The sequence below is a fragment of the Thalassolituus sp. UBA2590 genome (assembly GCF_002339775.1).
Taxonomy (GTDB): domain Bacteria; phylum Pseudomonadota; class Gammaproteobacteria; order Pseudomonadales; family Oceanobacteraceae; genus Thalassolituus.
The window spans coordinates 1-10,812 of record NZ_DDKU01000089.1 but is presented as its reverse complement, the minus strand read 5'-3'; the positions used below and the strand labels follow the sequence as shown (position 1 = coordinate 10,812).

Below are 10,812 nucleotides of genomic sequence, written 5' to 3'. Positions count from 1 at the left end.
GAATCTGAACTGAGTCGATTCAGTTTTTGGTAATTGAGGGTTAGTTGCTGTTAGGGAGGAGTGTTTGCTAACTTGGGGAGCGGTTACCTAAGCAATGGAGTTGCATTATGTGGATTGTTGCCATCTTCGTAATAATTATCGGTACTTTTCTAATTCTATCGTGGGTAAGATTGGAGCAGATGCACAGGCAAAATATTGTGAGTGTGCCATCCAGAGAACCCGATGAAGTACCAACAGACCCAATCAGCCAGTTCTGGCTTTGGTATTGGATCATCTTTGGTCTATTTTTGTTGTTTCAGATTTCTCGTTCACTTTCCGGCTCTACTGCCCATATCCTGAATCAAGTTACGCCCGTCGTCTTACTGATGATGCTCGTTGCATTCACACGCGCAGTGTATGTTTGGCTGAAACCTGTAAAGGAAGAGACGCCTAGCGCAGATCAGCTGGTCGATAGCGAGGAATATACCAGTTGCAATCTACGGACCTCGGACGTCTTCTACAGCTCCCTGGGGAGCGAGGAGTTACTAAGGTTTGAAGTATTGATTCGTGCAATTAGGGAAAAGGGTTTATCGGAGCCCGAGCTGGGGCTACGACTGCGCCAATATTTCCTAAAGAATCTTTCGGAATGCGATAGTGGCTATACCATCTTGGGTGTCATGCATCGTGATAAGTCACTCCTGTATGGGATGTTCGAAAGTTGCGTGAGTGAACGTTCGAGCACTTTGGCTTCGCCCGCGTCTCCCCCTGTTCAGAATCTGAACTGAGTCGATTCAGTTTTTGGTAATACAGGGCCGGTTGCTGTTAGATAATACGTCAAAAGCTGATGTTTTCGATTCAGTTTCTGAACTGACAGCGCGTTTTACCGTGTTCAGAAACTGAACGCCTTATTAGGTTACCAGCAGGTCTGTTATTCGAGGCTGAACTTACGAACAGGTGTCGTGGTTGGTTCGACATCCAGTTTGCCTCCACACTCGTCGATAGGCAGCCAGGTTAGTGCGTAGAGGCTGCAGGTGCTGCCAGGATTCTGAAAGCGGCCTGTTCGGGTTTCGATAATCATGTTGCATCGAAGTAGCTCCTGTTTCGCTTTATTGAGTGTTTCAGGTGATCTGAAGCCCCAGTGTTCTTTCATCGTTTTGAAAGCAATGGATATGTCGCCGTTGTTTCGGCCCCTGAAGTAATACGCCATGATCAGGAGCAGATTGCGGGCATTGGGGGAAAGCGCCCGGAAATCGGGGCTTTCCATCACAATACGTGGGATGCCTGCAAAGCTCTGTCCTGATCTGCTTCGTCCTGTCAGCTTCCCTGCTTTATCTGCCCGTTGGCCCATGGCTCAGTAATCCGGGTCGTTTGCAGCGCTCATCAACGTGTCAACATTTATCAACATCTTCGGCGACAGAGCATTGCGAACAGTCGATGGGTCAATCACGTGATATCGAGCATGACTGCCACCTACGTGAGGTTCATCAACGGTACGAATGGCTGCACCAGCATGACGAAGCTCATGAATAACGGTGGATAGCCGCGTGTGCCGATATTTGCTGATGGCTTCAAAACTGGAGATGTGTCCGACTACCAGCAAGTGAGCAATGATGTATTCCTTTTTACGAAATTTACTCATGCTGCACCTCCATCGTTACGAGAAGCGGCGATGCGGCTTTCGATCCATTCGTTGATTTCTGATTCGATCCAGGCAGAAGCGCGAGCCCCGAGTTTTACCGGAGCAGGAAAGGTGCCCTCATGGATCATTGCGCACTTGCCGGCCGATCAGCAGCCAGTCGGAGTTGATGATCGACACATCCTGCACAATCAACTCTTCCAGCTGGTTTTCATCGTCCAGGCGGGCAGTTTGGAGCCGCAGTGGTGTACTGGTGGTACTGTTGCCGGCGTTAATGCGCCAGATGCCTTGTTGGATCGCCATACTCATCCCTGCTATTTTTGATAAATATATCGGATAGATTCGGGATATAACAGGTTGGGGGGCTGCTTTTAAGGTTGTTATAGTGGTCTACATAACGTCGGAAAGAGCCGTGCTATGAGTAAGGAAAAACTGTTCACCAATACTCCAATGGGGCGCGCCATTATAGACGCCATGTTGGAGGTGAACGCTGCAATATCTGAGCAAGTGGCAGATGCTGAGCCAGGAACATATAGGGCTTACATCTTTGGTGGTGCTGCTCTGCATATCCATACAAATGCTCGTGGTTCAAGCGATATTGATGTTGAGATACAGGCTGCACAGGCGCTCGAGCTGGATGATATCACCATTATTTATACAGACGATGATGGGCTTGAGAAGGCCCTAATTGTGGATGATACCTTCTCTCCGACCATTTCTGGTTTACTACCTGAGTACTATCAGGATGATGCCATACCGCTTTTTGGCTCTGATTCTGACCCTCTGGTTGCGTATGTAGTAACAGCACTTGACCTGGCTGTAAGTAAGTTGGATCGATTGGCAGTTGACGACCAGGCTGACATAATATCGCTTCATCAGGCGGGTAAGTTCACTGCAGAAGAGCTGCGTAAGCACGCAGAAGAAGCCCTGATTGGCGCCGTTGGCAATGAGCGAAGACTCAAGGGTAATATTGAGTTTATGGTAAACCAGCTGCAGGAGCTGGAGAGTTGAAATGACAGATCAAGAGTATCGGCAAGTATTACTGCAGGTTGTACGCAGCGCCTCATTAGAGAGTGCTGCTGACGGTTTGTGCCTACTTGCCGATGCTGCCTGGAACAAAGGGTGGGAACCTGATCTGGACGGCTTTGCTCTGGATGGCTTCGATCTGGACGAATGTCGCAAAGCAGCCTATCTGTTCGATTTCTTTGCTATGAATGCAGCCATGCCAGCAGAGCGTAGCAAGCGCCTGCGTCAGTGCTTATCGAGTCTGCAATCACAGCTTATGGCTATGCCTTGGCAGGCTGAACCGTTTTACCAAGCCGAAACTCCACCGCTAACTAACCGCGACGCTCTGTCGCGCAAATGGGGCTTTAGTGCAGGATTCCACCCCAAAAAAGTAAAGGGTTTGCTGGATTTGCAGCGGCGAGTTAATCGCCAGGCTGGATAGCTCGCGAGTCCTCTCCAGAGCTAAGCTTCCCTGCTTTGTCTGCTCGCTGACCCATAACTCAGTACTCCGGGTCGTTTACTGCGTTCATCAGGAGGTCAACATTTGTCAACATCTCAGGCGTAAGAGTGTTGAGGACTGTTTGCTTGTCGATGACGTGGTAGCGCGCATGGGTGCCGCCGACGTGAGGCTCATCGACCGTTCGAATAGCTGCGCCAGCAGTGCGCAGCTCATGGATGACGGTAGAGAGGCGTGCGTGTCTGTATTTGCTGATAGCCTCAAAGCTGGAGATATGTCCGACTGTCAGCAGATGGCAGATGATGTATTCCTTCTTCTTGAATTTCTTCATGCTGCACCTCCTTCGTTGCGAGAGGCGCTAATCCTGCTTTCGATCCAGTCGTTGATTTCAGATTCGACCCAGGCTGAAGCACGGGCACCGAGCTTAACCGGAGCAGGGAAGGTGCCCTCGTTGATCATGGCGTGTGCCTGAGAGCGGCAGATACCTACGCGTGGTTGAACGTCTTTCCAGCGCAGTAGACGTGATTGTTGAGGTTGGGTGTTCTTGGCCTTGGGTTGTGCGTTCTATACCGCTACCGCTGACAGAGGCATTCCTATCTCCTGGGGTAACTTTTACCCACCCGAACTCAGTTACCCCTAAAGTTACCCCAGAACTATCTGCGATATAAATGGATGTCTTTGGATGTTGTTGGAACGAAAACCCAGTATTTACGAGGCTTGTGGCGAGGAATTTGTTGGTATTGGAAGACTTTGAAAGAAGGAATGGCCTCCCCATAGGGACTCGAACCCCAATCGTCCGCTTAGGAGGCGGAAGCTCTATCCTGTTGAGCTATAGGGAGGAAGGCTGAGGATTCTAACGGTTGGTGTCGTGATTGTCAGCCCCGGCAGGGGCTGCGCACTCAGATGTTGTCTAATTCGTTTTTCTGTTGTTCCTTCAGGCGACGTTCTTCCCACTGAAACTCCGTGATCAGTCGGTCAATGAAGCGTTGGCCTTGAGGTGAGATCGTGGTGAAGGAGAAGCCACATTGTGTATTGCCGTTGTCACTCAGCTGAATATGGCGGGCTTCCAGGCTGCAATCCATCGAGTTGTCGCGATTAAAGCGAACCCGAGCCATAGGGATGTCCTTGTGGTTGTGCAGTGTTTCAGTGATGTCGCCCTTGAATTTGGCCTTAAAACCACTCGAAGACAGATCTACCAGGCGCCCTGTTAGCCCATCGCTGTCTTCATCATCATCTTCGAAGCGCAGTGTTACTAATATCTGGTGTGCAGGTGGCACCATGACACGGTAGGCGGTGCGGCGCTGCAGATAGAGAACTTCTTCGGGAAATTCGGCGCGATACTGCTCCTGATCCGGCTGATAGCGCAGGCGACCCGTCATTCGGAATTCAATGCGCACACCCTGAGTGTCGCACTCCACTGAAAATCGCTTACCGCTCCTGATCAGATCGTTGCCCTGCATCGGGATAACCCGGTCCATAAAGAAGCTGCGGGACTTGAAGCTGGTTTCCGTAATTGCCGATTTGTATTCGGTGTCGTCGCCATCTATACGCAGGGTCACAGGGGTTTCCAGAAGCACAACCTTGCGCAGAGCGCCGTATACGTCTTCTGGGGAGTTCAGCAGAAATTCCTGATTGATACTTGCCTCTGGCATGTCTGACGATCCACTACGCTTCGATACTATTAAGTCCCGGATTCGCTCCGGAAGTTTTTCCATATTCATTATATAAGTGTGGATCATTCTGTCGGGCATGCAAGATACGAAGCTTCTGTTCGGCGCGGAATCGCAATGCCAGAACCATTTCGCTCAGGCGCTCTGAGATTTGCCGGTTGGCTTCATACTGAGCGGCAAGCTGCTGCCACAATGGGTGAATTTCGGAGTTATTCTGGACAGCCTCGTGTTGCAGGCACTCTGCACTCAGAGGTAGCTGGTGGTCTTTCATCCACTGTAAGCGGGTACTCGCCTGCTGTTTCAGGAGGGTTACCTGTTTCTCTTTGGCAGGGTTCAGAGTGTCCAGTTCAGACGTACGGTGGTGGCTTACGGCCTCCAGTTCCTGCTCTAGCAGGGTGAAGAGCTGCCGGCTGGCGTCTAGCTCGGATGACATCAGCCGGGCAAGGGGAGAGGTATCTAAAAGCATACCTGAGGACCTCAGAAGTTGAATCGGTCCTCAAAATCAAGCATTTTCCCTGCCAGTCTGTCGTAATCGATTTTGTATTCACCGTTATCAATGGCGCTACGTATGCGCTCAACGGTTGCGTCGTCGACGTCCTTCATCTCTTTAATCTCAGCTTCTATCTGCTGAATGCTTTTGCTGCTCGCACTAAGCTTGACCTGGTCGGTCAGCGGCGCGGATTCCCTGGCTTTGCCTTCAGCATTCGTTTCTGGGGCCTTAACGGGTTCAGTACGACTACGATTCGTGTCGACACTGTTGCCGTTAGTGAATTTACTGATGTTCATCATCATTTCTCCGAGCTTCATTCAGATGTACCTCTTCATTGTAGTTAACGGCAGCAGATTTCATTACTTTAGGAAAAAGTGTCAGTTTTTTTGAAAACTCACTGGACCTGTACTAAGCCATCGCCGATGACTTCCGCAAACAGGGTGGTTCCTGACTGTGTATTCCTGACTCGTATCTGTTCACCCAGGTGACCACGAGACAGGGCTTCCCCCTTAATCTCGACCTGAATCCCAGGTCTGACGAGCCTGATTTTGAGCAGTTGCCCGCGTTGAACAAGGTCGGGTAAGTCGACCATGTCAGGTGTGACAGGTGTTCCTTGCCTGAGTGTTCGCTTGCTCAGCATTCCGCTGACGGCGTCTATATTACTGAAATATCCTTTGTGCAGATCAGAAGTGTCCAGGCGACTGATTCTGAGTTGACCGGCATTGATAACAGTATCCCGGCGTATGTCGGTATCAGCTGTGACGACATTTGCAAAAACCTTAAGTTCAACTGCGAACGACTGGCGCCAGAAAGGTGCTGCACAGCTGACCTCAACGCCGTTGCGGCCTGGTTGCAGGTGACGGACAACATTCACCTCAAGCGACGCGTTGCAGCCTGGCAATTCATATCCCGGTGATACAGAAGGGTACTCAAACTCAGATACACTGGCGTCTCCCCCCAGCGCAATCCAGCGATTCTTCAGTTCAGCGGTGACATCATCCAGAGAGCTTCCGGCCTGAGCAGCGGTCGACAAAGACCAGATGAAAAAACCAAATAAAACGCCTGCGCTTCTCCGGTTCTCTACTATGCTCAATGAAGCTAACGAAAATGATGTCATGATTCCGGCACTTTTATTACTCATACCTCAGGTTGAGCAAAGGTCGTGCCGGAATTGATCTGAAAGAGAGGCACACATGGCTGGTGTTCTTGAGTCCGTAAACCAACGTACCAAGCTGGTCGGTGAAAACCGTCTGGAGCTGCTGCTTTTCCGCGTCCGCGGTAAACAGTTGTACGGCATTAACGTATTCAAAGTAAAAGAGATCATACAGTGTCCGCGACTGACGTCCCTGCCTGGCAGCAATCGTGTTGTCCGTGGGGTTGTTCACATCCGCTCAGGAACCACACCGATTCTCGATATGAGCCTGGCAACGGGTGGTCCTCCGCTGGAGGAAGTGAATGGTGCGTTCGTGATTATTACTGAGTACAACGGCGCGACTCAGGGCTTCCTGGTGGCTTCGGTCGACAAAATCATCAACATGAACTGGGAACATATTCATCCACCGCCCAAGGGCACGGGCCGCGAGCATTACCTCACAGCAGTCACTGAAGTTGAGAATCACATCGTCGAGATCATCGACGTAGAGAAGATTCTTGCTGAAGTATCGCCGGTGAAAGAGGACATCAGTGAAGGCATCGTCAGTGACGACGTCCGTACTGAGGCCGGTAAAAAGAAAGTTCTGATCGTGGATGATTCTAAGATTGCGCGTAAGCAGATTACCCGCTGTCTGGAGAACGTTGGCGTAGAGGTTGTCGCTCTCGAAGATGGCAGACAAGCCTGGGAGCACCTGAAAGGAATCGTAGACGAGGGTGAGCGACCGCAGGACCGTTACATGATGTTGGTATCCGATATTGAGATGCCAGAGATGGATGGCTACACGCTGACCACTCACATTCGTAGTAACGATGCGATGAAGGGATTTTATGTAGTACTGCACTCATCACTGAGCGGTGTATTTAACCAGGCAATGGTTGAAAAAGTGGGTGCTAATGACTTTATTGCAAAGTTTGACCCCGACGTACTGGCCGACAATATTGTGAGCCGAATTAACCACGGTTGAAATTGATGACGCATAACAAGAAGGAAGTCGTGGTAACTGCTGCGGAGTATAACCAGTTCCGCGACTACCTTGAGGGACTCTCCGGCATTCTGCTGGGGGATGGCAAAGAATACCTGGTCGCCAGCCGTTTGCGAAAGCTCATGGCCGACCGTAATTTACCCAGTCTGACCGAGCTGATGTACTGCATGGAGCGTGACCGTCAGTTCAAAAATAACGTCATTGATGCCATGACGACCAACGAAACACTCTGGCTGCGTGACAGTCATCCTTTTGAAATTCTTCGTAATCGCGTTTTTCCGGCACTCGCTGAGCAGTCGTCGCCCATACGTATCTGGTCTTCGGCCTGCTCAACAGGGCAGGAACCTTACTCCATCAAACTGACTGAACTGGAATTCCGGCGAACGAGCTCGAAACGTCTGCCTGCTGTGTCAGTGTTGGCTACCGATTTATCAGAAAGTGCTTTGAGCGCCGCCAAAGAAGGGACGTACCCATGGATGGCGATACGGCGTGGCATGCCAGAAGACCAGCTGGCGAAGTACTTTGAAAAAACCGGAGACGATGCCTGGCACGTCGGCAAAGAACTGCGCCAGGGCGTGGAGTTCAGAAACTTTAACTTGAACGACAGCTACTCGCGTCTCGGCACCTTCGATATTATCTTCTGCCGCAATGTACTGATTTATTTCAGCGCCGAACGTAAGCGCGACATCCTATTGAAAATGCACGGTGCTCTGAAGCCGGGTGGCTACCTGATCCTCGGTGCTTCAGAAGCCTTGAGTGGGATGCCGGATCACTATGAAATGGTCAGTTGTAACCCCGGTATCCTCTACCGGAAAAAGTAATCGTTTTAGCCTTTGCCGCTGGTAGGTAAGGGCTTGCCGTTCCCCTCTGTGAAATTCTCCTTTAAATGCCCGCTTTTTTGATAACCCATTGAAAAATAAGTAAAAAATAAATTGGCCCAGCTCTTGCTGTATCTCTGCAGACGAACACATATGGCAAACAGGCAGGTACAGAATGGGCGCAATCAACTTTACCAACGCACTCGGAATCCACGACAACGCAATGCAGCTTCGTGCGCAACGCGCCGAAGTACTGGCAAACAACCTTGCCAATGCAGACACCCCAGAATTCAAGGCCCGTGATTTTGATTTCAAAGCCATTCTCGAAGCAGAAACTCACAGCAACACCTCATTCGGTATGGCAGCGACGCATTCTGCTCACCTGAGTGGCACCAGCGGCTTTGCCGATGACGAACTGAAGTATCGCAATCCTCTGCAGCCATCCATCGACGGTAACACGGTCGACGCCCAGACCGAACAAGCTCTGTTTGCCCGTAACAGCATGGACTACAACGCCAGCTTCGAATTTTTGAGCGGTAAGTTCAAAGGCATGCGTAACGCGATCCGGGGAGAATAATTATGTCACTGACCAGCGTACTTAACATTGCCGGAAGCGGTATGACTGCCCAGTCAGTCCGACTGAATACCACCGCCAGTAACATTGCCAACGCCGACAGCGCTTCAAGCTCTGTGGATGAAACCTACCGCGCACGCAAGCCCTGGTTTTCCGTGCTCGAAAGCGAAGTGAATTCAAAAAGCCGGGATGTGAACGGTTTTATGGATACCGATGCGGCCATGGGTGCTGGCGTAAAAATCGACGGCATCGTCGAAAAAGATTCACCGCTGCAGGCACGTTTCCAGCCAGATCATCCAATGGCGAACGACGACGGCTACGTGTACTACCCGAACGTGAACATCGTTGAAGAAATGACCGACATGATGTCTTCATCGCGCAGCTATCAAATGAACGTTGAAGTTCTTAAAACCGCGAAGCAGATGCTGCAACGCACACTCACACTTGGCCAGTAAGGGGGCGATAAATGGCGATTAACGAAGTAAACAACAACGCCGCCGTACTGGATCAGTACCGTACGCCGACGCAGACCGAAGCCAAAGAAAACGAACTGGGTCGTAATGCCTTCCTCGAACTCATGGTCGCGCAGCTGAATAATCAGAACCCACTGGAGCCGACAGATAACCAGGCGTTCGTTGCTCAGCTGGCTCAGTTCTCATCGGTTGAAGGGATCGACAACCTCAACGATACGGCAGAGAGCATGGCGGCACAGTTTACCTCCAATGCCGCTTTACAGGCGTCAAGTCTCGTCGGTCAGAGTGTGATTGTTGATGGTAATACCACAGGCCTGCTCACGAACGGCGGTGTGGTCAGCGGCTTCACTGAGGTACCTGCGGCGACAGGCGACATGATGCTGACCATCGAAAACAAAAATGGTCAGACTCTGGAGCAGATTTCACTCGGTTCACATGACGCGGGCGCCATGTCTGTGCGCTGGGATGGCTACAACCTGATGGTCGATGGTGACATCGTCAACCTCGACCGCAGCAAGATGAATCTTGACCAGTACCTCCGCGATGAAAATGGCGAGATCGTACTGGACGATAACGGAGATCCTATTGAAAACGTCTACCCACCAGGTCAATACGTTTTCAAACTCAGCGGCACGATTGCCGGTGAGAGTGAACAACTGGATATGCAGATGAGTTCACGTGTCGACAGCGTCACCATGAGTGCAGGTGGCGAAGTGACCCTGAACTTAACCGGTGGCGAACGCGCCAACCTTGATCAGATTAAACAGATTCTTGACGCCTGATCCGGCGAGAGGAGTACAAATATGGCTTTTAATATTGGTTTAAGTGGTATCCGTGCAGCCTCTACGGATCTGGAAGTCACAGGTAATAACGTGGCAAATGCCAGTACCGTTGGCTTTAAAGAATCCCGTGCAGAATTTGCCGATGTCTACACCAGCACCTTGCTTGGTACCGGTCTGAAGCCGGTCGGTAGTGGTGTACTGGTTGATAACGTCCGTCAGGAATTTTCGCAGGGTAACATCAGTGGAACTGAAAATGCCCTCGACCTTGCTATCGACGGAAACGGTTTCTTCGTACTGGATGACCGTGGCAGTGTGTCTTACACCCGATCAGGGATATTCTCGCTCGACAAAAACGGATTTGTCGTGGCAAACAACGGCTCACGTCTGCAGGGTTATGAAGCCAACGAAAACGGTGTGGTCAGCGGTGTGCTGGGCGACATCAATATTCAGATTGCTAACCAGCCGCCACGCCTGACGACTCTTGCCACCGCCATCGTAAACCTGGATGCCGGTGAGCAGGTTCTGCAGGAGCAGGGTCTGCAAATAACCACCAACGGTTTGTCTGTTGGTGCGGCAGACGCGGGCATTCTTGAATCCACCAAAACCGTACTGGATTCAGCGGGTCAGCCAACGGATGCAGGCATTCCTGCACAGGTATTGTTCCCGAATACAGTCGCGGCAGTCGCGGCGGCGGGCTACGGTACTGAGTCGATGGACTTTGATATCGGTGACGGTAATGGCAGTCAGACCATTACCTTGGCCGGTGTTGCCGCAGGTGCCACCGTTCAGGAAG

General features: G+C 51.0%; 19 protein-coding genes and 1 tRNA gene. 9 read left to right on the top strand and 11 right to left on the bottom strand.

What is annotated here, in order from left to right:
• The first annotated feature begins 107 nt into the window (after window positions 1–107).
• Complete coding sequence (locus B2067_RS08510) at window positions 108–764, top strand: hypothetical protein (RefSeq protein ID WP_301388120.1); 657 nt, start codon at window positions 108–110, stop codon at window positions 762–764.
• Between the two features lie 143 nt (window positions 765–907).
• Here B2067_RS08510 and B2067_RS08505 read toward each other — a convergent pair whose 3' ends face one another.
• Genes B2067_RS08505 through B2067_RS08490 form a run of 4 tightly spaced genes read right to left on the bottom strand, consistent with a single transcriptional unit; the run spans window position 908 to window position 1,918 of the window.
• Window positions 908–1,327 carry a hypothetical protein gene (locus tag B2067_RS08505; protein WP_301388119.1) on the bottom strand — a complete coding sequence of 140 codons (420 nt, stop codon included), beginning with the start codon at window positions 1,325–1,327 and terminating at the stop codon, window positions 908–910.
• Between the two features lie 3 nt (window positions 1,328–1,330).
• Window positions 1,331–1,618 carry a helix-turn-helix domain-containing protein gene (locus B2067_RS08500; RefSeq protein ID WP_301388118.1) on the bottom strand — a complete coding sequence of 96 codons (288 nt, stop codon included), beginning with the start codon at window positions 1,616–1,618 and terminating at the stop codon, window positions 1,331–1,333.
• On the bottom strand, window positions 1,615–1,746 hold the full coding sequence (locus B2067_RS08495; protein ID WP_301388117.1) for a helix-turn-helix transcriptional regulator: 132 nt from the start codon (window positions 1,744–1,746) through the stop codon (window positions 1,615–1,617). The genes B2067_RS08500 and B2067_RS08495 overlap by 4 nt, the downstream gene beginning before the upstream one ends.
• A complete protein-coding gene (locus B2067_RS08490) occupies window positions 1,736–1,918 on the bottom strand; it encodes a hypothetical protein (RefSeq protein WP_301388116.1) in 183 nt (60 codons plus the stop codon). The genes B2067_RS08495 and B2067_RS08490 overlap by 11 nt, the downstream gene beginning before the upstream one ends.
• A 114-nt stretch (window positions 1,919–2,032) precedes the next feature.
• Between B2067_RS08490 and B2067_RS08485 the strand changes: the two genes are divergently transcribed.
• Window positions 2,033–2,626 (top strand): DUF6036 family nucleotidyltransferase, encoded by a 594-nt coding sequence (locus B2067_RS08485; protein ID WP_068441466.1) that lies wholly within the window; start codon window positions 2,033–2,035, stop codon window positions 2,624–2,626.
• Between the two features lies 1 nt (window position 2,627).
• Window positions 2,628–3,062 (top strand): hypothetical protein, encoded by a 435-nt coding sequence (locus tag B2067_RS08480; RefSeq protein WP_068441003.1) that lies wholly within the window; start codon window positions 2,628–2,630, stop codon window positions 3,060–3,062.
• Window positions 3,063–3,120: 58 nt separating this feature from the next.
• On the opposite strand, the gene B2067_RS08475 is transcribed toward B2067_RS08480, so the two are convergent.
• From B2067_RS08475 to flgA, 7 genes are all read right to left on the bottom strand, one after another.
• Complete coding sequence (locus B2067_RS08475) at window positions 3,121–3,408, bottom strand: winged helix domain-containing protein (protein WP_068441005.1); 288 nt, start codon at window positions 3,406–3,408, stop codon at window positions 3,121–3,123.
• Window positions 3,405–3,593, bottom strand: a complete 189-nt coding sequence (locus tag B2067_RS08470; protein ID WP_068441009.1) for a helix-turn-helix transcriptional regulator — start codon at window positions 3,591–3,593, stop codon at window positions 3,405–3,407. Before B2067_RS08470 ends, B2067_RS08475 begins: the two co-directional genes overlap by 4 nt.
• A 247-nt stretch (window positions 3,594–3,840) precedes the next feature.
• Window positions 3,841–3,916: transfer RNA gene (locus B2067_RS08465), tRNA-Arg, on the bottom strand.
• Window positions 3,917–3,976: 60 nt separating this feature from the next.
• Window positions 3,977–4,729 (bottom strand): flagellar brake protein, encoded by a 753-nt coding sequence (locus B2067_RS08460; protein ID WP_068441470.1) that lies wholly within the window; start codon window positions 4,727–4,729, stop codon window positions 3,977–3,979.
• A 13-nt stretch (window positions 4,730–4,742) separates the two neighbouring features.
• The gene (flgN, locus tag B2067_RS08455; RefSeq protein WP_068441472.1) at window positions 4,743–5,213 is read right to left on the bottom strand and encodes a flagellar export chaperone FlgN; all 471 of its coding nucleotides are present in this window, start codon (window positions 5,211–5,213) and stop codon (window positions 4,743–4,745) included.
• Window positions 5,214–5,224: 11 nt separating this feature from the next.
• A complete protein-coding gene (flgM, locus tag B2067_RS08450; protein ID WP_245820069.1) occupies window positions 5,225–5,554 on the bottom strand; it encodes a flagellar biosynthesis anti-sigma factor FlgM in 330 nt (109 codons plus the stop codon).
• 77 nt (window positions 5,555–5,631) lie between these two features.
• Window positions 5,632–6,354 (bottom strand): flagellar basal body P-ring formation chaperone FlgA, encoded by a 723-nt coding sequence (gene flgA, locus B2067_RS08445; protein ID WP_301388115.1) that lies wholly within the window; start codon window positions 6,352–6,354, stop codon window positions 5,632–5,634.
• Window positions 6,355–6,430: 76 nt separating this feature from the next.
• On the opposite strand from flgA, the gene B2067_RS08440 reads away from it, so the two are divergent.
• The 6 genes from B2067_RS08440 to B2067_RS08415 all read left to right on the top strand — a co-directional run.
• Entirely contained in the window at window positions 6,431–7,354 is a 924-nt protein-coding gene (locus B2067_RS08440; RefSeq protein WP_301388114.1) for a chemotaxis protein CheV, read from the top strand.
• Between the two features lie 5 nt (window positions 7,355–7,359).
• On the top strand, window positions 7,360–8,193 hold the full coding sequence (locus B2067_RS08435; RefSeq protein WP_297533734.1) for a CheR family methyltransferase: 834 nt from the start codon (window positions 7,360–7,362) through the stop codon (window positions 8,191–8,193).
• A gap of 172 nt (window positions 8,194–8,365) precedes the next feature.
• Complete coding sequence (gene flgB / locus B2067_RS08430; RefSeq protein ID WP_301388113.1) at window positions 8,366–8,767, top strand: flagellar basal body rod protein FlgB; 402 nt, start codon at window positions 8,366–8,368, stop codon at window positions 8,765–8,767.
• Window positions 8,768–8,769: 2 nt separating this feature from the next.
• Window positions 8,770–9,219: a flagellar basal body rod protein FlgC gene (flgC, locus tag B2067_RS08425; RefSeq protein WP_068441483.1), complete on the top strand. Its 450-nt coding sequence runs from the start codon at window positions 8,770–8,772 to the stop codon at window positions 9,217–9,219.
• 11 nt (window positions 9,220–9,230) lie between these two features.
• Entirely contained in the window at window positions 9,231–10,019 is a 789-nt protein-coding gene (locus tag B2067_RS08420) for a flagellar hook assembly protein FlgD (RefSeq protein WP_301388111.1), read from the top strand.
• A gap of 21 nt (window positions 10,020–10,040) precedes the next feature.
• A partial coding sequence (locus B2067_RS08415) for a flagellar hook-basal body complex protein (protein ID WP_301388109.1) occupies window positions 10,041–10,812 on the top strand: 772 nt, incomplete at its 3' end.